Here is a 22,025-nt window from a genome sequence, read left to right as displayed (position 1 = left end):
CTTATTTATTCGTCAATATGTTTGCCAGAGATCTTCCCGGTCTGCTCATACTCGCCAAGCTGCCCAATACGACGGGCGTGGCGTTCCTCACCGCTCCAGGGGGTGCTGAGGAAAACTTTAATGATTTCCAACGCCTCATCCGGTGAATGCTGGCGCCCACCCACAGCAACCACTTGCGCATTATTATGATCGCGTGCGAGCGCCGCCGTACTGTGGTTCCAGGCTAGGGCTGCACGGATACCCTCAACCTTATTAGCCGCCATCTGCTCCCCATTACCGGAGCCGCCAAGCACAATGCCAAGAGAATCAAGCCCGGCGTCACGGTCACGTTTCACCGCGAGAGCCGCGTTAATGCAGAAGCTGGGGTAATCATCCAGCGGGTCATATTCGGTGGGGCCGTGGTCGATCATCTCGTATCCTGCGGCGGTGAGTTTCTCAATCAGGTAGTGGCTCAGCTGCAGACCGGCGTGGTCGGTGGCGATGTGTACGCGCAAGGGAGGTTCTCCTATGATTGTGTGCCCGGCGGGGCTGCTGGTGACATGCTCACCCCAGGCCGCTGGTGCTGGCAGGTGCGGGGTGTGCCCTCATTAACTGTAGCGAATACAGCGGTATTCCTGTAACTGACAACATGTCGCAGACGGGCTTTTATGGGTGGGCCTGTGGGCAACAGTTTTTCGGGTGTTATCCCGCCGGGCATACGGTAAGATTGTGGTTTGAGGCACTGTTGCGTGGCTCTGTACCCCCACGCCCCAGATAACCAGCTGACACCCGCGACATTGCGGGGCTAACAGCTGTGATGACGGTACCAAAACCATATACATTTTTAGAAAGGGAACCTATGCCCGGCCTGAACCTAACCCGCGATGAAGCGATTGAGCGTGCCACAGTCATTAAGCGCGTGCACACCTACCGTATTGAGCTTGACCTGCCCAGCGACAAAGATGTTTTTACGTGTAAAACCGAGATCCGTTTTGACGCGGTACCCGGCGCATCCACGTTCATTGACGCTATCACCAGCACGGTGCGTTTGATTGAACTGAACGGTGAACAGTTGGATACCAGCCTAGCTGACGGGGAGCGCATTACCCTGCCGAACCTTGCCACGCAGAACGTACTGGTGATTGACGCCGATATGTTCTACACCAACACCGGTGAGGGCCTGCACCGGTTTGTGGATCCGGTGGACGGGGAGGTGTACCTGTACTCACAGTTTGAGGTACCGGACTCGCGCCGTGTTTTCCCCGTGTTTGAGCAGCCGGATTTGAAAGCGGAGTTCGAGTTCATCGTGCGGGTGCCCACACCGTGGGTGGTGGTTTCTAACCAACCCGAGGTGAAGATCGTGCCGAAAGACTGCGGGTGCGGTCGGGCACAAACCTGGTATTTCAAGCCGACCCCGCGTATCTCCTCCTACATTACGGCGATCGTGGCTGGCCCGTACGAGAAAGTCACCAGCGAACTCACGAACTCTGAGGGGCGCGTCATCCCCCTGGGCGTGTACGCCCGTAAGTCGCTCATGCCGTTCGTAGATGCCGACGACGTGTTCGAGCTGACCCGCCAGGGGTTCGAGTTCTACGAGGAGCAGTTCAAAACCCCGTACCCGTTTGAGAAGTACGATCAGCTGTTCGTCCCCGAGTTCAACGCTGGCGCAATGGAAAACGCCGGGTGCGTGACCTACCTTGAGGCGTACGTCTTCCGGTCCAAGGTGGCTGAGGCTCTGCGTGAGCGCCGCGCCATTACGGTGCTGCACGAGCTGGCGCACATGTGGTTCGGTGACCTGGTGACCATGCAGTGGTGGAACGACCTGTGGTTAAACGAGTCGTTTGCCGAGTTCATGTCTACACTAGCGGCTGCTGAGAATACCCGGTACGCGAAAGAAGCCTGGGCCACGTTCGCGGCCTCAGAGAAAACCTGGGCGTACCGGCAGGACCAGCTCTCCTCAACCCACCCGATCGTGGCCGAAATCCGTGACCTGCAGGATGTGCAGGTGAACTTTGACGGTATCACCTACGCGAAGGGTGCCTCGGTGCTGCGGCAGATGGTGGCGTGGGTTGGCCAGGAGAATTTCATGGCGGCCCTCAAAGAGTATTTCACCAAGCACGCCTGGGGCAACACGGTACTGGACGACCTGCTGGTTGAGCTTGAGAAAACTTCGGGGCGGGACGTGCGCGCATGGAGCGCCAAGTGGCTGGAAACCGCCGGGGTGAACACCCTCACTGTTGAGGTTGCTAACGATGCGGAAGGGAACATTACGTCCCTGGGCGTGCGCCAGTCATATGCTGAAGGGTTTGAGACCCTGCGCCCGCACCGTGCAGTCATTGGTTTCTACAACCTGACAGACGGCAAGCTGACCCGCACCGACCGCATTGAGCTTGATATTGATGGGGAACTAACCGAGATTACTGAAGCTGTGGGGAAGAAACGCCCCGATCTGCTGCTGCTGAACGACGAAGATTTGGCGTACGCGAAGGTACGCCTGGATGAGCGTTCCATCGAAACCGCCGTGAAGCACCTGGGCGACATTGATTCGTCAGTGGCTCGCGGCGTGGTGTGGGGTTCCCTGTGGGATACTGTGCGCGATGCGCAGATGCCCGCCCGCCAGTACGTTGAGCTGGTGCTGAACAATATTGGGCAGGAGACGAACTCCACGGCGATGCGCACCCAGCTGCAGGGCCTCTCAACGGCGTTACGCACGTTCGTGAATCCCCAGTTTAGGGACGAGACCCGCGAATACGCAGCCGACAGGCTGTGGCAGCTGGTGCTGGCGGCAGAACCGGATTCGGATGCGCAGCTGCAGCTGGTGCAGGCGTTCGTTAACCAGACCCGCACCGCTGAACAGTACGAGAACGTGCAGCGCCTCTTCGACGGGTCGATCACCCTCGACGGCCTGGAAATTGATACGGACCTGCGGTGGAACCTGCTGTGCCGCCTGGCAACCGGCGGGCGGGCCACCAGCGAGCAGATTGCGGCCGAGCTGGAGCGCGATAACACCGCAAACGGCCAGCAGTACGCGGCGCAGGCGTACGCATCGTTCCCCACCGCCGAGGCTAAGGCAGAGTACTGGGAGAAGATCATGGTGACCGGTGAACTGTCGAACATGATCCAGCGGTACGCCATTGCCGGTTTTAAGGCTGGCGAGAAGGAACTGACCGAGCCGTATATTGAGCCGTACTTTGAGCTGGTTGAGGGCGTGTGGCGTTCCCGTTCGCATGAGATTTCTTTGCAGATTATTAGCGGCATGTACCCCTCAGAGCCGACCGCCGAGCTGCTGGAACGCACCGAAACTTATTTGGCGTCATTGCCTGAGGATGCGGCGGCGCTGCGCCGGCAGATTGCGGAGGCGCGCGACGGCGTGGCTCGTGCCCTGAAGGTTCAGGCGGCTGATATTTAACCCCGACACGGCATTCTCGCAGAGAAATTTTGGGGCTGAAAATGCCTAAACATTCTTCCCCAAAAGGTGCCACAGAAATAACGGGTTACCAACGCAAAACCCCTCACTCCCCCGTTCTTCCATGAAGAAAAACCTGGGAGTGAGGGGTTTGGTATTCGGCTTGGTAGGCATTGAATGCGGCGTCGAGGATGCCTGCATCGGAAGTCACGCCCAGCTGCTTCAGGCCTGGGTAGTTACCTAGCGTGGTGAAGATTGCAGGAACGTATGCTTTCGTTCGTGCGTCTTGTGGGTAGAGGATGTGGCACAGGAGCGCGATTTCTTGCGCCCACACCCTGTGCCGGTCACGATTGTTAGGGTGGATTGATTTCGACAGCAGGTCAGCGAACCGCAGGGCGGCTTCAAGATCCACATCGTATGGTTGACGATCCGCCAGCCCCAATCGATGTAAGCCGTAGTTGTGGAGCAAATTGGCGTACAGCTGTTTGAGAAATTCGTTGGAGTCGATATCGGCAAATACGAGCTCGTCGACTGTTACTTGCTTGTCAGACATGGCTACCATCTGGCCCGTTGACGAGCCCATCCATGATTGCGACCGCGTCGACGTCTACTTCATTGAGGGGCAAAACGTAGATGTAGAAGGAGTAGTTATCTAGGTTTCGTGTGTTGATCTCGTTGGCGATCATTTGGGTGTGTGCTGTGATATCGCCCTGCATTTTCTGATCGAGCGCAGCTCGATATTGCTGGTTGCCATAGTTCTTTGGATCTAAACCGATGTCGTAGCCCAGGAACATCGAATAAGCGGTATCGAACACGGGTGCCCCGCCAGGCTTCGGGATCAACAGATCCTTAACGTATCCTGCGGTCGTTTCGTCGAGGGTCTTGGTGAACACGGTATTCTCAGCGAGCTGAACTTCGCGTGTTCGGTGCTGTTCGATGTCTACGACGCAGTCGAATGCTGCAGTGATAGCATCACCGATGTTGCCGACCACACTGGAGGTTCCAAACACTATGCTGCTTGTGGTTCGCTGGCCCACTGGTGTGAGCAGGTGGATGGCGTCGCAGCGGCTGTGGATCTGGCCTTGCGCTTGGTTGAGCTCGATCTTGCTCAGCACTTTGGGCGCTTCGAGGATTTGTTCGAGCAGGACGTAGAGCAAGATTTCGCCCAGCCCCATGTCGTCTTGTTGTGAACGCATTAGGTTCACCGCGTCGAGAGCGACCTCTTCGAGATCGTCTCGTTGCTTATAGCCTTCGTATTCGGCGCGCGAGAAGACGTAGCGTCCAACGTTTCGTTTGAGGAATTTGACAAGGGCTGTGTGGTCGAAGCGGTTGTTTTGAACAGACAGATGGAACAGGCGTAACTGTTCGTCGTTTCGAAGCCCTAACGTATTCGAATGATGCACCTCGGTGAACGTGGACTCGAACGTGTCACCGCGCAGCGTTGGCGTGATTGTCGCCTGCGCCATCTCGTCTTCCCCCAAAAGGTGTCCTTCCCGCCTACAGCTTTTCGAGGATACGCACGAGCTCCGACAAAGTGACCGCCTCGTCCGGTGGAGTGACGCCATCTTCGAAGACCATGTAGTAGCGGTAGCCATTGCCAGACCTGTTTGCCCACTCCCGGCCGAGTTTGATCTTGCGGTTGGAATCGTCGTTCTTCAAATGTTCGCCCTTGGTCTCGACGACCACGATGGTGCCGTTGGTGGTCATTACGACGAAATCTGGGTAGTGATTGAACGGACCATTGAGGCAAAAACCCTTGCGTTCAATCACGCGGTGCCACCAGCGAACGTTGTCCATTCCGGAGAAACGACCAGCGAGTTCGAGCTCAAAGTTGTTCATCTTGTCTTCGGCCTCATACAGCGACCTGCCAATCAGGGAGCTGGCATGAATGGGCTGGATCGCTTTCGGAAACGTGTATAGCGCTTGAACATCAACACGCCGGGTCTGGATGTCCCCATAGAACCTCTTGACCTTATGCGCTTCCAAAAGACCATCGATTTTTTGCTTGACCTTGCTTGCTACCGCATGCGGGTGCTCTTGATAGGTCAGCAGCTGCTCGGTGCCGAACGCTTCAACCATCCGCACAATGTATGCGTGCAAATCAGAGTCAGTGATCGAATTGATCGGTTTGATCCGTTGGTAGATCGCTTCAGCTGTGTTGCGTTTTTGTCCTTCGACGCTCAGTTTCGAGAAGTGTTCGCGCATGAATTTCTGATCGGTACTCGACATCCGGAAGGCTTTAGGAACCTCGGAGTCTTTTCGCACGTCGATCTTGTACATCTGCTCGTCTGCCGTCGACAGGTCAATGTCGATGTCTTTCGTCTTTAAGTCAAAGTCACCGGCTAGTGCCTCGTGCTTGAGCTCGTTGTATCCCTCATGAGCAGTAGGGAACAATGCTGATCCGGGTTCTTGGATGACGAATTGGGGAAGGCGAAGGGTTTCGATCTCGTCAGCAAATTCGGGGTTCACGAAGCTCGTGTCCACAGCATCCTCCAAATCCGAGGGAACGAAGCCCCCACCCATCTGTGCAGCTTCTTCGGCCTCCTGCTCATAGTCCGCACCCTGCTGGGCAGCCTGCTCGATCATCGAAGCCACTGTCGGATCAGCTGAAGGTTCTTGTGAACTTGCGGATTCTTCTCGCGCATCTAGATCAGCTGCAACTTCCTGCTCATCGAACTCCAAGAACTCTTCAACGTCCACACTCTGCTCCGGGTCTGCAGGCGTCGGGGCAGGTTGGGTTGACTGGCTCGTGTTGGTGAAGTCGAAAGCTACTTGGTCGGCTGCGCGGAAGTCGCGCTTGGAGAATCCTGCACTGTTGAGACCCGCAACGATCTGATTGAGCGTGGCCCCGAAATCGTTCGAGGAGGTCAACACGTAACTCATGTTCAACAGCGTGTTCGGCTGCTGCTTAGTGTGGGGTTGGCGCAGAACACGGCCAAGAATCTGTTCAACATCGACCTGGCTGGTCTTGTTCGCCAACGACGCCAAAATATAGGCGAAGGGACAATCCCAACCTTCTTTCAACGCGTTCACCGTGATGATGAACCTGATCGGGCACTCTTCGCTGAGCAGATCTACGCCCTTGAGCTCGTTCACGTCGGCGGTCTTGATCGCGATCTGCTCGGCAGGAATACCCGCCTTGACGAGCTTGTCACGCAGCCGCTCAAACGAGGTAGCGTCCTCACTCGTCTTCGGCTGAGCCTGAAACAACACGATTGGGCGAATATAAGCGCCACCACTTTTATACTGCTGTGTAGCAGCGACTTCTAGTGAACGGCGTAGGTCGATCGCGTCAGTGACAACATCCTTTTGCGACGCCCGGTTATATGCGATGACTGGAAGTTTGACCATGCTCTCGTTCTTGAGTGAGAGCGCATCCACATACGAGATCACGTTCGCTTGCCGCTTCGGGGTTGCGGTCAGATCAAGAATGAATGCAGGGTTGAAATTCGTGAGCATCTCCTGGCTCAACGTGCTCGTCGCATGGTGCGACTCATCCACGATCACGACGGGATTCAACTGGTTAATCACCTGGAACAGTGCAGTCTCATCCGCGTTCTCGATCGGCTGCTCCGGGGCACCAAACGCGGTCGCGAACGAGGCGAGATTCCCATTAGCTTGGTATGCCTTGCGCCCGTCCTTTGTTCGTGAGCGGAACGAGTCGTAGGAGAGCACCATCACTGACAGCTGCTCAGCCACCGTCGACGGGCTGAAATTCTGCCCTGCCAGCAACTCTTCTTTCGAATACACCTCAACACGGCCACCAAAATCAGCGTTCAGCTTCTGCCGATACGGATGGGCCGGATTCTTCAATGCCGCCAAGGTTTGCGTCAAAATCGAATCTGAGGGCACCAGCCACACTACGACCTTCTTCCGTGTCGGTGGCAGAGCCTCGAAAATCGGCTTCACTGATGCACACGCCAAAAACGTCTTCCCACCACCGGTCGGGACCTTGTAACACACGTGCGGGACGCCGTCGATCACGTTCTGGTAGCCCGGCATCTGCGGGGTGCCAACCTCGATCTGGCGGGACTCCCAAAACACTTTGAACGCATCGCTCAGAGTGGGCTGCTCGTTAAGCTGGGTGAGGTAATCCTCCAGATCGGCAATCACCCGGTTTTGATACTTCTTCAACTCCATAACCAACACTCCTTAGAGACGGGTGATATCCCGAGGGATCTTCTTAAACGTGATATTCAGCGAGCGCAGCTCCTCATCCGACAACAAACACGTGTCGGCATAAATAACATACGAACTAGCCGCACACTCGATCGGGATAGAGGCCAGATAGTCACGATCCAAACTCGTCACACGATCCGGGTCGAACACGAAAAACAACGACGCATCCTCATGCCGTCCTAAGAAATACGGATGGGCACTGGTCGGATTCGAGAACGGCTGTCCCGTCTCGGTGAACCACACATACTCACGAACCCGCTCAAGAGGAACGTCGGGATTCAAATCGCCCTCCACAAGCAGCGGCGCGCCAAGCTCATAGAAGGAGAAGTCACCTCCCGTACCCGAAACATCATGGTCGTGTGACTGCGTAGCGACAACTTGTAGATAGGAGCTACCCGATTTACCTGTCACTTTCGTGACGATCTTCGGGCGTGACACCTTGGTGTACTTGCCCTGAGCCTCCTCATAAATCTTGTTCGCCTCGGCGAGCAGGCCATCGGCTTTCTTCATCGCCGCCAACGTGAGCTTATGCTCGTACAACGTGATCGATTCTTCAGACTCACCCTTGTATCCAGTGATCGCGCGACGGACACGCTCGGCAGTCACCGAGTCGGCATAATCACCCAGCTCGACAAGGATAAACGAACGCTCGCCCTTATCAGCCTTGTTGACGTTAAGCACTGCATGGCCCGTCGTACCAGACCCCGCAAATGAGTCGAGGACGATGTCCCCCGGTTTAGTCGCGATCTTCAAGATCCGCTCGATGAGCCGGGTCGGCTTCGGAGTATCAAACGCGACACGGCCATCGAAGATCGCACGGACCTCCTTCTTCGCCTCATCGGTATGCCCGGCAACCTCATACGACCAAAAGTTCGTCGGAAGCAACCCACCCACACTATCTAGGTATGTCTTACGACGAACGCCGCCTTCGCCACCTTTCGTGAAGTAGAAACGCGGCCATTGGCCACGCTCATAGACAGCCTCGGCGTCGGCGCGAGCCTGATCCAATGGCTTGGCAAGCACAATGCCCAACACTCCCGGCTTGACCTCGTCAGTAGCGACGCCGCACACCCGCGCGCGCTCATCAGCATCGTCCAGGTCACGCAACTCGTAATCAGTCCATCCCGAGAGAATACGCAGTACCTCAGCCTGTTCAAAAGTCCAACAACGGCCTCTGGCGGGATACACCAGCTCCCCGGTAAATGGGTGTTGAATCGCGTAAACCATGCCCTGGTGGGTAGCCGCCCCTGGAGCAAATGGATTATCCGAAGTCCAGGCTCCTGAATCATTATCGGGATTCTTATAAATCGAATCCATGTCGGCTGTGCGTTCGAGCTTGTTGGGGTTCCATCCTGGCTGTTTGGAGAACACGAGCAAGTGTTCAACCTCGGCAGGGATTCCTTTGGAATCATTACGGGTCGAATAATTTCGCTGCCACGAGATGTCAGCCACAAAGCATCGGGCTCCGAAGATCTCGTCGCAAATAGCTTTCAGATGCGCGGCCTCGTTGTCATCGATCGAAATGAAAATAGCACCAGTCGGTGCAAGCAAACGCTGCAGCAGGCGCAGGCGCGGATACATCATGCATAGCCATTTGTCGTGGCGCGAGAGGTCTTCGCCTTCCTTGCCAACGACTTCACCAAGCCATTTCTTAATTCGCGGGTCGTTGACGGCGTCTTTGTAGATCCAGCCTTCGTTACCTGTGTTATAGGGAGGATCGATGTAGGTACAGTCGACTTTTCCTTCATAGCGCGGCAGGAGGGCTTTGAGGGCTTCGAGGTTGTCGCCGTGGATGATCATGTTCTGCGAGCCGTTGTCCGCATCGTGTTGGCCGTGCTCGTCATATGAGTATTGGCGGTCAAGGACGCGGTAGGGAACGTCGAGATGGTGGGTGATCACCTTGTCTTTGCCGACCCAGTTTAGTTCTGGCATTAGCGTTCCTCCTTAGGCTCGTGAGTGTTGTTGGGATGTGGTTCTTCTGCGGCTTGACCGGTGCGAACCCACTCGTCGATTTCTGAGAGTTTGAATTTCCAGACCCTGCCGACTTTGTAGGCGGGAAGATTGTGCGTTGTGATCCATTTCGTGATGGTCTCCCGGCGCACCCCAAGGTGAGCTTGCGCTTCTTTCATAGTGACCCAGTTTTCTAGTTCAGCTTCGCTCATCATCCCTACCTTGTCAAGTGAAGATCCGGGTTAATAACTGTGGCATCGACATTGAAGGTCGTGCTTTCACGAGGGAAGCAGTTCTCGCCTTCCTGGTTGCGCATTTCCCAGTGGCTTGAGGCTGCTCCTTCGTAGCCTTGCGCCCGAAACGTGCAGGAGATCTTTATGAACTTTCCTGTCGCTGGTGGGCTGTCAGGAATGTCAATCGTGATCGTGTCGACGGGGCGGAGTCGCGGGTCTGTGGGATTCGTACAGACGAGTGTCCGACCGGTCCAGTCGATGCTGCCAACGTTGCGCATTGTCCATGTGTGAGTGAACTCGTCCCAAAATCCTGGCCTGTGTTTTTGCAGTGCAGGCGGTTCCGTCACGTCGACGCGATCTCCTTGATAGAGCGGCTGCGGCGCGGGGTTTATTTCTTCTGGTTCCAGGTCTTCAAGGCGAAGTCGGTAGCAGCGTTCGAGGACATCGCAATGGTCTGGATCGTGGATGATCGCGTCGAACCAATCCGTAAGTGCCCAAATGAACGCTTCTGGTTCGATAGTGAGGGTTGAGGGCAGCCCGGCGTCTTTGCCGACTTCTTGGCAACGATCATCCAACGTGCGCTTCGTGCTTGGGAGGGGCGTCAGGTGGCTAAGAAGGAAATCATGCAACGATTTCTTGCTCACCGGTGTAGGAAATGACTCGTATTGCGGTTCGGAGATCGGTTTTGCCCCGGTAAAGATCTTGCGTGCGTACTCGTCGTCTAACCGCTCTGCACTGCCAGCGTGTTGGAATACGGCTTGGACGAATTTTGCCTGGTTGGTGATGGGACTCTTGCGCTTATAAACAGCGCGACAAAAATCGGGCAAACCCATATGTTTCACGCTCCTTTACTACGAGTCCCAAAAACTAGTCCCAGAAGTCCCAGCTTCTGCTCCTCTCACCGATCTGAAGTCCCAAAACCACAGCGTTTGATGAATATGTGAGCAAAACACGAGCCGACGAGACGAGCAACTGTCATCTCATTATCGCACGCCGACTCGCGCTAACGCTCACGAACACGCACCAACTGGTGGCGGGTGCTCTGAACGTAGCGAAGGAGGTGAAACACATGGGTAAGAACGTGAAGCAGACGTCTGCGAAGGTGGCGTCCAAGGCGTCGAAGATTCTGACCGATGGCCGTTATGGCAAGGACTCGAAGTCCGTTGCCGCATCAGCATTGGCGCAGGCCAAGTCATCCAAGCGCGGCAAGTAGCCGCAGCTACTCCTGTCTGGTGTGAGTGCTTCTCCCACTAGGACGGGAGGAGACGGTAGAGCTGGTGGCCACCGGTACTGACGTTCTCCAAGCCTGAGCGTGATGCTCAGGAGCTCATCTGGCGGATGGGCAAGCCCTACGGCGGGTGCAGGCCGTGGGGTTAGGACAAAAGATTCACTAGTGAGACCTGCTCTGGGAACGCTCGGCGGGTCACCTCACCCAACCCTTCTTCGCTGAAGGGTTGGTGGGGTGGCTCGCCTTTGTCGTCTTCCTAGCAGTTCTCACCAGTGATCTGAGCCAAACAGATCAGGTCTCCAAATCACCGGGATTCCCGGAGAAATGGAGATCCTTCGATGAAGGTCACCTTCAAGCACGAAGCGGAAAACAACAAGAACGAGTCCATCACTGACACTTTCGACATTGGCCCTGGCGAGTTCGCTCTCATGATCGCTACCGACCGGCAGCAACGTGCCGCAGCTACTGGTGTTCCGCTTGATCAGGTTAAGCCCCGCACGGCACAGAAGATTCTCGACGAGTTGTGGAACGCAGAGGAAGCTGCCACGCATCAGGCGGTTCGCAGGGATCGCAGCAAGGGTAAGAAGAAATGCACGTGCGGGGCTGGGTGCGGTCCTCGACGTGGATGCCGTCTGCCGAACAACGCACCGTTTTCGTATGAGCAGATGCTCGAGATCGATCTTGACCCTGCTTCGCCAGGTATGAGCGCCGCCTCTCCAGTTCCGTCGGTTTTAGGGGTATCAGCCGAAAGATCCTCATCTTCACCCTCGTCGGCCTCGCCCACCTCATCGACGTCCACGTCCTCGGAGCTCCCGGCGTCCTGCGAGCGGCGGTCATTTTCTTCTACCTCTCACGCCGCGAGGAAAAACCACGTGGTCGGTCTCGACGATCCGTTCGATCTTGTCGAACGAGAAGTACCGAGGCGATGTACTGATCCAAAAGACCATCGTCACCGATTTTCTGACCAAGCAGACCAAACCCAACGAAGGTGAAGCCCCGCAATACTACGTCTCTGACCATCACGAGCCGATCATCGCTCCTGAGGTGTGGGATCAAGTCCAAGTCGAGCTCGCCACCCGCCACTCGGATGCCCGAACCGCGAAGAAGGGCTTGTTCGCCACGCGCCTGAAATGCGCCGAATGCGGCAACTGGTACGGACGCAAAACCTGGGCATCCACCTCGCCATCGAAGTACACCGTGTGGCAGTGCAACCACAAATACCAAGGAGACCACATTTGCCGCTCTGCGACCTTGCGTGACCAACAAATCCAAGACGCATTCCTGCAGGCGTTAAGCAAGCTCGCTGACCGTGTCAAAACCGAGCGGCACCTGCAAGAAGTCATTGATGAAGTCTTCGCAACCGACGAACTACGCGCAGCCATCGACCAGTTTGAACAGGACATCGTGGAGATGGAGGCTGAGCTTGACGCGATGATCCACGCGAACCAGACCACCGCTCAAGACCAAGACGCCTACCTGCTGCAGTTCACCGCTCTCGAAGCGCGCTACCAACAAGCCATCGTCGACAAGCGCCAAGCCGAAGCCGACGTCGAAATCCGTGAAAGCCGCCGTGCTTCGATCACCGCCGCCTGCCAGCAGATCGCCGATCAGCACGTTCCGCCCTTCCCAATGGACGGCCGTCATCGACTACGCCACCGTGAGTGAGGAGTCCATCGCGTTCACCTTCAAAACCGGAAGCGACATCGTCGTCAGCCTTTAGGGTTTTCGAGAAATCTTGCCCGCCTTGTGTGCGGGCTTTTTCTTACCCATATACGCGCTAACGCAACTCAGTGAGCAGACCCCCTCGGTAGGTACTCGCTAACGCAACCCAGCATTTATCATTTTCGGAGTCCAGTTGGATCCGGCGTGCGGCTCTGGGAACTTCCTGCAGGTTGCGTATATGCAGCTGCGTGAGCTTGAGACCCGTGTGCTCACTGAGATTCACCGTCTTGAGGAGTCGGGTGGCTTTACGCTGGATGCGTCTTTGAGCACGCGCCTTTCCATTTCGCAGTTCCACGGGATTGAGATTAACTGGTGGCCTTCAAGGATTGCGGAAGTCGCCATGTTCTTATCGGAGTTTCAGGCTGACCGTGCCTTGGCGCGCGCTTTGGGCCAGGTTCCCACACGTTTGCCGATTACCTCGGTAGCTCATATTGTGCATGCGGATGCTCTCACCACCAATTGGCGTGAGATGATTCCGGCAGAAGCCACCAAGGTTTTTATATTTGGGAACCCGCCGTTTTTGGGACAGTGGACGATGTCTAAAGCACAGACTTCCGCCATGAAAACAGTGTGGGGTAAAGATTATGACGGTTACCTGGATTTTGTGACCGCTTGGTTCTGGAAAGCGGTACAGTTCTTTGATCAGGATTTTGAGGGCGAATTTGCTTTCGTATCGACTAACTCTATTGCACAGGGACAACCGGTTCCGGCCCTTTTTGGCCCGATTTTTCGGGAAGGATGGCGCATTAAATTCGCGTATCATACGTTCCCATGGGATTCTCAAGCACCCGGTCAAGCTGCGGTACACTGCGTAATTACCGGGTTCACCCGCTCTGAGGACTATAAACCGCGCCTATTTGAATATGACTGGAACGCGAAACAGACTCGTGAAGCGGCAGAGGTCAAAAGTATTAATGCCTATCTTCTGGATGCCCCTAATATTCTGGTGAAGAAACGGTCAAAGCCGTTGTCACAGCAACTTCCAGTAGTGGTGCGTGGCAGCCAACCTACCGATAATGGAAACCTCATTGTGGAAGAAAAAGATTATGCAGAAGTATCGGCTGATCCTATCGCTGCAAAATATCTGCGGCCTTTCCGTATGGGAAAGGAACTCGTGCGCGGGCTTGACCGATGGTGCCTCTGGCTTGAAGATGTAAACCCGGCAGATATTGCTAAGAGCCCAGTTCTTAAAAAACGCATTGAAGCTAACCGGGAATGGCGCAGTAAACAAACCTCGACAGGAGACGCTTATAAATTAAAGGATATTCCACACCTTATGCGTCCTAATAAAGAATACCCACAAACCAGTTATGTGGGTATTCCAGTTGTAGTTTCCGAAACTCGTGATTTTTATACAGTTTCTCTTTTGCCCAAAACAACGGTTCCAGGAAATAAACTTTTCACAGCTTTAGATCCTAGTGGCTTCCTTTTTGCTGTTATGAGCTCATCAATGTTTATTGCCTGGCAGCGTGCTGTAGGTGGACGAATGAAATCAGACCTCAGTTTTTCCAGTACAGTTGTGTGGAACAACCTTCCGCTTCCTGAAGTAACTGAGGATTTGCGCTCCAAAATTATTGCGGCTGGCCAGAAAATTCTGGAAGTTCGCGAGGCACTCGCAGAAAAGCACGGTGGCCGTGTTTCGCTCGCGGATATGTATAATCCGCTGGCGATGAATTCTGATCTATTGAAGGCGCATAAGGAATTGGATCGCCACGTCGACAAGGCATTCGGTGCCGCCAAGCTGTGCGCATCCAACAATAAACGCCTCGAAATCCTCTTCGCCCGCTACGCAGAACTCACAGCAGAATAACTGATATAACGTCTACTAAGCCCGGTGCGGGGTTTACCTCCCTGCACCGGGCTTTCTCATACCTGCACTCTGCCAAGCTGTAGACCAGCCTTGAGGGTAGAACGCATCATAGACGAACTCGGGGACGTCGTTGTGCATCCGCGGAAAACGGGTCCCCAGGCGCGAAGTGAAATATTCACAGAAGAGCTTCCCGATATTCAGGGTTATAAGAAATAATCCGCATTGTTACAACCTACAAAAGCAACGTCTGAAATGCAATGCTGTCTTGAACTACGCCCGGTTCTGCATGGCACGTGCCGCACGCTCGAAATAGTCCCACATGGTCGCATCAATCATCATCGGAAGATCAAGAGTATCCATTGCCTGCCGCATATACTTCAGCCAAGTATCGCGTTCTTTCGCCCCGATCGGGTACGGGTTATGCCGAATGCGCAAACGCGGGTGACCTCGCTGTTCCTGGTAGATGCTGGGCCCGCCAAAGTACTGAATCAGGAACATTTTCAGCCGCCGCGCCGCCGCATCGAAATGGTCAGTATCGTTTGCTTCAATCTCGGCGGTCTGTTCCTCTGTGAGGTGTTCAGGCGGAAACGGGTCAAAATCCGGGTACATGGCGGAAAACTCAGGGTCGGCCTTCACGAGCGCATAGAACCTGCGGGTGAGCTTATCGAAGGTTTCCTCACCGCCCACCTGCTCATAAATGCTGACCTGCTCGCCCGGCTGATTCGCAGAATACTGACTCATACTGCCTTTCATACACTCAGAAGAATAACTATACGGTTTGTAGGCTGGGGGTGGCGGCACGCACCAGCACCTGCCCGCCGGGAGCCGCGATACGCGTCCACTCCCCCGACTTCGACCGCGCCACAAACACAGGTAGCTCGCCCTCAAACGCGTCCGGTAAGAACCCAAACACTTTCAACGCGAATGCCGCGCCGGTCGGCACGGAAATATTATCGAACTCGGGCAGATGTTCCAGCACCATAGGTGATGACCAAATCCGTGAACGCACCGTCGCTAATACCGCCGCGCCCGGGTTCGCGGGCAGGGAACGATCCACCGCCTCCAGCCCCTCGCGGCAGGCCCGCCGAAACTCGCTGGCGGCAACAGCGCCCACACGCGCCCAGCCGCTCACTGGGGCGGACTGCCCAGCCCACACCGCGTTCACAGTCACCGGCGGTAAATACAGCACCATCTTCGACTCCTGGATACGCGCCAGCCGGTCAAGAAGTGCTTGCGCCTCAACCACAATATCCAGCTGTGAAGGAGCCGCCAGGGTCAGGGCGCGCGTACCAAGAATAGTGGGGGTCGCATCCAGCAGGGTCTCGGGTGCAAGAGAGCAGGCAAACACCCCCAGCACAGTACCGCGGGCAATCAGGCGGATGGCCGCGCCTTTATCCACCGATTTGGCGCGCGAAATGTAGGTGGCCAGATCTTTCGCGGCGGCCACCCCGTTCTCGCCGTCAGCGAGCACAAGGTAGGGCTCTTCAACACCCTCATGCGGGTTATATTTGAGCTCGATTCTGGGGTGCGCCCGCCCGGCACCGTCCGCGCCATGAATAGCCATACGTGCCTTTCGATCCGTGAAAGTTTTCGGGTAATACTCCTCAACTCTACTCCCCCGTGGGAAAATTAAAGAATGACGAAGCCCACCCCCACCCAGAACCTCATGACCATGCTGAACCTGACCCCCACCGAGCCGGTGGGCGGCGACGAGGCGTTTAGCGCCGTCACCCTAACCCGTGAGTCGCCGCGAACCTACGGCGGGCAGGTACTCGCCCAGGCCATTATGGCCGCCAACAGCACGGTTACCGATAAGGTTCTGCACTCAATTCACGCGTATTTTCTGCGGCCCGGAGACATTACGAAAGAACTAATTTTTACCTCTCAACGCCTCAATGACGGGCGTTCTTTCGCAACCCGCCGGGTGCAGGCCCTGCAGGACGATATCCCTATTTTCTCTGCGATCGCATCATTCCAAGCACCCGGCCGCGGCCCCGAGCACACGGCTGTTACGATGCCGCAGGCTCCCGACCCTGAAGGGCTGCCGAGTGTGAGCGACTATATTGGCGAGGTGCCGCACCCGGTAGCGCAGGCTGTGGCGTGGGAACGTCCCATCGATATTCGGTATGTGAGCCCGCACCTGTACACTGCTCCAGATCCAAGTTCGCAGGAGCCGGTTGCTACGGTGTGGTTTAAAACTTTCGACACGTTAGTTGATGCAACGGGCGCGCCAGCTTCAGAGGCGGCGCATCAGGCGGCTATCGCCTACGCCTCGGACTATCTGCCTCTAGAACCGGCGCTGCGCGCGCACGGCAAGTTTTGGCTAGAGCCGGGGATGAAGTCGGCGTCGCTGGATCACGCCATGTGGTTTCACCGTGCGGCACCAGCAGACGAGTGGCTGCTGTATGTCTTGGACTCCCCCACTGCGCAGGGCGGGCGGATACTCGCCCGTGGCTCAATTTTTACGCGCGATGGGGAGCTGGTGGCCACAATCGCGCAGGAAATGATGTTCCGCCTGCCGGAGTATAAATAGTGGAGTATAAATAATTTGAGGCGCCTCAGCCGATATAGTGCACGGTTTTGGTTATTATCTGCTGCTGCCAGCATGACAGACTAGCCAAAACCATGTCATACATCGGGGTGCTTGTCACCGAACGCGCAGTGTACCCTATGCTGAAAATAGCGCCATAGCAGGCGCCCCTAAACACCCAGCCGCCTAACCAATGGAGGGATCATTATGGCAGTTGTGAAGATTAATAAACTCAGCGTCCAGGAAGGGATGGGCGAGGAGCTGGAACGCCGTTTTAAAAACAATAGCGAAAAGCTCAGCGAAGTACCCGGGTTCATTAGCTTTGAGCTGCTGCGCCCCACCAGCGGCGGCACCGAGTACTTCGCAATGACCCACTGGCAGGACGAAGAATCATTCCGCAACTGGCTCGCAAACCGGCACGTGGTGCGCGATAAGCCGGTGGTGAGCGCATCCGAGGGGATTCTCGGGTTTGAGGTCGTCGATTTTGAGGCCATCAGCGGGTAGCACGGCCAGCCAGCGCTTTTACCTAGCGTGCGTAAGCCCCGGTTTCTGCTTCAGATACCGGGGCTTTACATTCATGCGGGTTAGCTACCGCGCCTCAACATCAATAATGCCGTCATCGTACGGGCCGGGCCTATTCGCCTTACGAGACACAAAGAAATCACCAATACACACCATACCCACCAGCAGAAGCGCGAGCGCGATAAGCCACACCACCACCGAGCCGAACACCACCGGGAAGAGACAGATCAGAATCCCCAGAATAAGCGGTACAACACCGGAAAATACCATATGTTTACCGGCCCCGGAGCTCAAGTAGGTGGCGCGGCGGCCAGCAGAGAGGCGGGAGAGGCCCACAATAATCATCCACACCCCCACAATCACGGGGATAAATGCTGCCTGCGCGGCGGCTGAGGCAGATAGCAGCAGCACCCCCACCAGTACGGTAATGATGGCGCTGATGAGGCTCCAGACGCTACGGGTTGAGGCTGGGGTGAAGAAGTAGCGGATGGTCTCAAGCACCCCGCCGATAAACATAATAATGGAGAAGAAAATACCCAGCGCAGTCAGCGGTGCCGAAGGGTTAGCGAACATGAAAATTGAGCAAGCGAGGAAGAAAATACCTGCTATCAGAGAAAACCAGTGACGTTTTGTGCGCATATTGGGTTCCTTACTGTGCGTCGCATGTGCACACTATTCTAGCGGATTCCCAAGACACGGCTGGCGGCGTGTTCTTGCATCATAATGCCCCGCGTATCCGGCAGAAATAGCGGATGCGCGGGGCATTATTTTCGCGTGCGTTTTAGCGGGTGAGCTTGCGGTGCACCACGCGGTGCGGTTTCGCAGCTTCCGGTCCCAGGCGCTCGACCTTGTTCTTCTCGTAGGACTCGAAGTTACCCTCGAACCAGTACCACTGATCCGGGTTTTCTTCGGTGCCTTCCCAGGCGAGGATGTGGGTTGCCACGCGGTCGAGGAACCAGCGGTCGTGGGAGACGACGACGGCGCATCCGGGGAATTCCAGCAGAGCGTTCTCAAGCGATGCCAGGGTTTCCACGTCAAGGTCGTTGGTGGGTTCGTCCAGCAGCAGCAGGTTACCGCCCTGTTTGAGGGTCAGCGCCAGGTTCAGGCGGTTACGCTCACCACCGGAGAGCACACCCGCTTTCTTCTGCTGATCCGGCCCCTTGAACCCGAACGCCGAAACATAGGCACGCGAAGGCATCTCAACATTGCCGACCTGAATATAATCCAGACCGTCCGAGACGACCTCCCATAGGCTCTTTTCGGGGTCAATGTTGGCGCGGTTCTGATCAACGTAGGAGATCTTCACGGTTTCGCCAACCTTAAGGGAGCCGCCGTCAAGCTCTTCCAAACCGACGATGGTCTTGAACAGGGTCGATTTACCCACACCGTTCGGGCCAATCACACCCACAATGCCGTTCCGCGGCAGCGAGAATGACAGGCCGTTAATGAGCGAGCGCCCGTCGAACCCCTTCTGCAGGTTCTCGGCCTCAATCACCAGGTTGCCCAGGCGCGGCCCCGGCGGAATCTGAATCTCTTCAAAGTCGAGTTTGCGGGTCTTCTCAGCCTCGGCCGCCATCTCTTCGTAACGTGCCAAACGTGCTTTCGACTTCGCCTGCCGGCCCTTCGAGTTTGAGCGCACCCACTCTAGTTCTTCGTTCAGGCGTTTAGCGAGTTTCGCGTCCTTCTTGCCCTGAACTTCAAGGCGGGCGCGCTTCTTCTCAAGGTAGGTGGAGTAGTTGCCTTCGTAGGGGTAGAGGTTGCCGCGGTCAACCTCAGCGATCCATTCGGCAACATGGTCTAGGAAGTAGCGGTCGTGGGTAATCGCAATGACCGCGCCTTCGTAAGACTGCAGATGCTGCTCAAGCCACAGCACCGACTCGGCGTCTAGGTGGTTGGTGGGCTCATCCAGCAGCAGCAGGTCTGGTTTCTGCAGCAGGAGCTTGCACAGCGCCACGCGGCGGCGCTCACCGCCGGAGAGGTGGGTGACGGGGGCGTCGGCGGGCGGGCAGCGCAGCGCCTCCATCGCCTGTTCCAGCTGGGAGTCTAGGTCCCAGGCGTTTGCGGCGTCGATAGCTTCCTGCAGCTTGCCCATTTCTTCCATGAGGGCATCAAAATCGGCGTCAGGTTCAGCCATGAGCGCGGAAATTTCGTTGAAGCGGTCCAGCTTCGCCTTGATCTCGCCCACGCCTTCTTCGACGTTGCCGAGCACGGTTTTCTCTTCGTTCAGCGGCGGTTCCTGAAGCAGAATACCTACGCTGTATTCGGGTGAGAGGCGTGCCTCGCCGTTCGAGGGCTGATCCAAGCCAGCCATGATTTTCAGGATGGTCGACTTACCGGCGCCGTTGGGACCAACCATACCAATCTTGGCGCCCGGGAAGAACGACATGGAAACGTCGTTAAGAATGACCTTATCACCCACAGTTTTGCGGGCTTTGGTCATCGTGTAAATAAATTCAGCCATAGTGTTCTATTCTACCGTGATTCTTTGGGTGCGCACGCGGTTTTTAGTCACCTTCAGCTTGTGCGCGTTTACGTTCATAGGAGCGGGCAGCTCGGATGCGGTCGCCACAACGTACGCTGCACCACCTACGTCGTGCGTGGGTTCGTAGCATTATGCGGTCGCAGTCAGGAGCTTCGCATTGAGAGAGTTTATCTCCTTCTTCGCCAGTCAGTAATGTGATGGCATCGTAGGCGATGCGCGCGATTGCATAGTCCACCTCTTGGGTGAGGGGGTCTTCAACTCGCCGGGTGTACCGCTGGTTTTCCGTATCCCAAGCTAGAGCGTTCATGGTGAGTGCTTCATGTGCTGTCTTATTGACGGCGTGAAGCGCACCCGGGTAGGGAGGACGCTGGTTTAGATACGCGTCAAGAAGTTCTTTGATGACGTACCGAAAGCTGATGAATCTGCTGGTGCAATAGCCTTGCAATTCATATGAGTCATTCACGATGTGGTGTTCGTGCGCCCATTCGGTAGCTATTTCTGGGGTTGCGAGCAGATCGTATTGTTCGCCACCGGGTGTTTTATGGAGGGTATTAGCTAGCGCTATGCAGGGGTGTTCTTGACTTCCGGGTGCCGCCGGAAGGTGGGAGGTTCGGTGAGAATTTTCCATATTTCTCATGGTATCACTTGCCTTTTTCCATGAATGACCCTATTGTTAATCACGGCAAAAATATATTTTATCCATGAGAGGACTATTTTTATGCCTACGATTAACGTCATCACCGGCCCTACCGTCCTGATCGAATACGCGGGTTTGCGCTTCCTGACCGACCCTACCTTTGATGCCCCTCAGGACTACGACATGGGCATTACCGTTCTCAAGAAGACTGCCGGCGCACCCATCACTCCTGAGTCGGTTCTCCCCATCGATGCAGTCCTACTCTCGCACGACACCCACCCCGACAACCTCGACACAAGTGGTCGCGCCCTCCTCCCCGAGGTTGGTCACGTCATCACCACCAAAGACGGCGAAAAGAACCTTCAGGAAGAAGGCCTCACTAACGTCACCGGCCTGGCACCTTGGAATACTTTCATCGTGTCAAAGGATTCTGCCGAAGTTACTGTCACCGCAATGCCCGCACTCCACGGCCCGGATATCCCTGCAATTCAGGAGAAGGCCGGTCCTGTCATTGGCTTCCTCCTTCAAGCCGAAGGAGAACCGACCGTATACATTTCCGGCGACAACTCCGAGCTCCACATTGTAGAGGAAATCGCTAAGCGCATTGCCCCCGTTGACGATGCTGTTCTTTTTGCAGGGGCAGCCCATCCCATTGGTCCGGAGTTTGATATGACCATGACCGCTGAGAATGCCGCAAAGACCGCGAAGCTCTTAGGAGCTCAACGTGTATACATTGCTCACACTGATTCCTGGGGCCACTTAGGTGAAGATCTGCAAGATACAATTCGAGTCTTTACCCAAGAGGGACTTGGCAATAAGCTCATGAATAAGTAGATCATTAAGATTTCTGGGGTGTGTGCAGACTATTGCATACACCCCAGTTTTTGTGTGAACACTTTAAGGCTCACTTATGACCAGTTAGACTCGAAGGTATGGGTACACCGAATTCTCGCGAGATAACCGCCGAAGACCTCCATAAGGTTGTCGATCAGATTGCGCTGACTATGCCGTTAGCGACCTCCGATCAGCCCTTCGGCCCACGTAATACGGTATACCGCATTAGCGGCAAAATTTTTGCGATGTACACGGACGGTATCGGCTACCCGATCGTGAACCTGAAGACCGACCCCGAAGAATCCGAGGTGCTGCAGCGCATGTACCCAAGCATTATTCCGGGGTGGCATATGAATAAACGGCACTGGATTTCGGTCGGCGCAGGCAAGGGCGTTACGCGCCAGCTTCTTGAAGAGCTCATTGAAGACGCTTACCTGCGTATTATGTACGCCCTGCCCAAGGCAAAACGCCCCATCGAATTCCGCGAGCGCCCGGTTCCCGCAAAACATTAAC

19 protein-coding genes and 2 pseudogenes are annotated in these 22,025 nt (G+C 55.7%); 9 read left to right on the top strand and 12 right to left on the bottom strand.

The window, feature by feature from the left end; translation table 11 throughout:
• Positions 1-5 precede the first annotated feature (5 nt).
• Entirely contained in the window at positions 6-494 is a 489-nt protein-coding gene (locus tag D8M23_RS02215) for a ribose-5-phosphate isomerase (RefSeq protein WP_126853447.1), read from the bottom strand.
• A 344-nt stretch (positions 495-838) separates the two neighbouring features.
• On the opposite strand from D8M23_RS02215, the gene pepN reads away from it, so the two are divergent.
• Entirely contained in the window at positions 839-3,388 is a 2,550-nt protein-coding gene (gene pepN, locus D8M23_RS02210; protein ID WP_126853445.1) for an aminopeptidase N, read from the top strand.
• A gap of 103 nt (positions 3,389-3,491) precedes the next feature.
• Here pepN and D8M23_RS02205 read toward each other — a convergent pair whose 3' ends face one another.
• Genes D8M23_RS02205 through D8M23_RS02180 form a run of 6 tightly spaced genes read right to left on the bottom strand, consistent with a single transcriptional unit; the run spans position 3,492 to position 10,580 of the window.
• Positions 3,492-3,938: a hypothetical protein gene (locus D8M23_RS02205; RefSeq protein WP_202976111.1), complete on the bottom strand. Its 447-nt coding sequence runs from the start codon at positions 3,936-3,938 to the stop codon at positions 3,492-3,494.
• Entirely contained in the window at positions 3,931-4,866 is a 936-nt protein-coding gene (locus D8M23_RS02200; protein ID WP_238693732.1) for a HamA C-terminal domain-containing protein, read from the bottom strand. The genes D8M23_RS02205 and D8M23_RS02200 overlap by 8 nt, the downstream gene beginning before the upstream one ends.
• 16 nt (positions 4,867-4,882) lie before the next feature.
• On the bottom strand, positions 4,883-7,525 hold the full coding sequence (locus D8M23_RS02195) for a DEAD/DEAH box helicase (RefSeq protein ID WP_126853444.1): 2,643 nt from the start codon (positions 7,523-7,525) through the stop codon (positions 4,883-4,885).
• A gap of 12 nt (positions 7,526-7,537) precedes the next feature.
• Positions 7,538-9,496, bottom strand: coding sequence for a site-specific DNA-methyltransferase (locus D8M23_RS02190; RefSeq protein WP_126853442.1), 1,959 nt, complete (start codon positions 9,494-9,496; stop codon positions 7,538-7,540).
• Complete coding sequence (locus D8M23_RS02185; protein ID WP_126853440.1) at positions 9,496-9,726, bottom strand: helix-turn-helix domain-containing protein; 231 nt, start codon at positions 9,724-9,726, stop codon at positions 9,496-9,498. The genes D8M23_RS02190 and D8M23_RS02185 overlap by 1 nt, the downstream gene beginning before the upstream one ends.
• A gap of 5 nt (positions 9,727-9,731) precedes the next feature.
• The gene (locus D8M23_RS02180; RefSeq protein ID WP_126853438.1) at positions 9,732-10,580 is read right to left on the bottom strand and encodes an NBR1-Ig-like domain-containing protein; all 849 of its coding nucleotides are present in this window, start codon (positions 10,578-10,580) and stop codon (positions 9,732-9,734) included.
• 107 nt (positions 10,581-10,687) lie between these two features.
• On the opposite strand from D8M23_RS02180, the gene D8M23_RS11800 reads away from it, so the two are divergent.
• The 4 genes and pseudogenes from D8M23_RS11800 to D8M23_RS02155 all read left to right on the top strand — a co-directional run.
• Positions 10,688-10,960 carry a hypothetical protein gene (locus D8M23_RS11800; RefSeq protein ID WP_126853436.1) on the top strand — a complete coding sequence of 91 codons (273 nt, stop codon included), beginning with the start codon at positions 10,688-10,690 and terminating at the stop codon, positions 10,958-10,960.
• A 718-nt stretch (positions 10,961-11,678) separates the two neighbouring features.
• A pseudogene (locus D8M23_RS12030) lies at positions 11,679-11,909 on the top strand (phage holin family protein); the annotation flags it as partial.
• Positions 11,876-12,640: a recombinase zinc beta ribbon domain-containing protein gene (locus tag D8M23_RS12025; protein WP_126853434.1), complete on the top strand. Its 765-nt coding sequence runs from the start codon at positions 11,876-11,878 to the stop codon at positions 12,638-12,640. The pseudogene D8M23_RS12030 and the gene D8M23_RS12025, both read left to right, overlap by 34 nt.
• Before the next feature lie 190 nt (positions 12,641-12,830).
• Positions 12,831-14,507: pseudogene (locus D8M23_RS02155) on the top strand (DNA methyltransferase); the annotation flags it as partial.
• Between the two features lie 270 nt (positions 14,508-14,777).
• On the opposite strand, the gene D8M23_RS02145 reads toward D8M23_RS02155, so the two are convergent.
• Positions 14,778-15,248, bottom strand: coding sequence for a globin domain-containing protein (locus D8M23_RS02145; RefSeq protein WP_126853432.1), 471 nt, complete (start codon positions 15,246-15,248; stop codon positions 14,778-14,780).
• Positions 15,249-15,276: 28 nt separating this feature from the next.
• Positions 15,277-16,071 carry a transcriptional regulator gene (locus D8M23_RS02140; protein ID WP_126853430.1) on the bottom strand — a complete coding sequence of 265 codons (795 nt, stop codon included), beginning with the start codon at positions 16,069-16,071 and terminating at the stop codon, positions 15,277-15,279.
• Positions 16,072-16,143: 72 nt separating this feature from the next.
• Here D8M23_RS02140 and D8M23_RS02135 point away from each other — a divergent pair, with 72 nt between their 5' ends.
• Together D8M23_RS02135 and D8M23_RS02130 are read left to right on the top strand one after the other, a co-directional pair.
• A complete protein-coding gene (locus D8M23_RS02135) occupies positions 16,144-17,040 on the top strand; it encodes an acyl-CoA thioesterase (RefSeq protein WP_126853429.1) in 897 nt (298 codons plus the stop codon).
• 204 nt (positions 17,041-17,244) lie between these two features.
• Positions 17,245-17,541, top strand: coding sequence for an antibiotic biosynthesis monooxygenase family protein (locus D8M23_RS02130; RefSeq protein WP_126853427.1), 297 nt, complete (start codon positions 17,245-17,247; stop codon positions 17,539-17,541).
• A gap of 84 nt (positions 17,542-17,625) precedes the next feature.
• On the opposite strand, the gene D8M23_RS02125 is transcribed toward D8M23_RS02130, so the two are convergent.
• The 3 genes from D8M23_RS02125 to D8M23_RS02115 all read right to left on the bottom strand — a co-directional run bounded on the left by D8M23_RS02125 (position 17,626) and on the right by D8M23_RS02115 (position 20,669).
• The gene (locus tag D8M23_RS02125; RefSeq protein ID WP_126853425.1) at positions 17,626-18,198 is read right to left on the bottom strand and encodes an HdeD family acid-resistance protein; all 573 of its coding nucleotides are present in this window, start codon (positions 18,196-18,198) and stop codon (positions 17,626-17,628) included.
• Between the two features lie 142 nt (positions 18,199-18,340).
• Complete coding sequence (gene ettA, locus D8M23_RS02120; RefSeq protein WP_006887972.1) at positions 18,341-20,020, bottom strand: energy-dependent translational throttle protein EttA; 1,680 nt, start codon at positions 20,018-20,020, stop codon at positions 18,341-18,343.
• Positions 20,021-20,063: 43 nt separating this feature from the next.
• Positions 20,064-20,669 (bottom strand): CGNR zinc finger domain-containing protein, encoded by a 606-nt coding sequence (locus D8M23_RS02115; RefSeq protein ID WP_065425815.1) that lies wholly within the window; start codon positions 20,667-20,669, stop codon positions 20,064-20,066.
• 90 nt (positions 20,670-20,759) lie between these two features.
• Between D8M23_RS02115 and D8M23_RS02110 the strand changes: the two genes are divergently transcribed.
• Positions 20,760-21,512 (top strand): MBL fold metallo-hydrolase, encoded by a 753-nt coding sequence (locus D8M23_RS02110; protein ID WP_048779201.1) that lies wholly within the window; start codon positions 20,760-20,762, stop codon positions 21,510-21,512.
• Between the two features lie 98 nt (positions 21,513-21,610).
• Positions 21,611-22,024: an MmcQ/YjbR family DNA-binding protein gene (locus D8M23_RS02105; RefSeq protein WP_126853423.1), complete on the top strand. Its 414-nt coding sequence runs from the start codon at positions 21,611-21,613 to the stop codon at positions 22,022-22,024.
• Position 22,025 lies beyond the last annotated feature (1 nt).

It is taken from the genome of Rothia sp. HSID18067, from assembly GCF_003989445.1.
Classification (GTDB): Bacteria; Actinomycetota; Actinomycetes; order Actinomycetales; family Micrococcaceae; genus Rothia; species Rothia aeria.
Note: the sequence above shows the minus strand (reverse complement) of the source record. Positions and strands in the feature narration are given on the sequence as shown.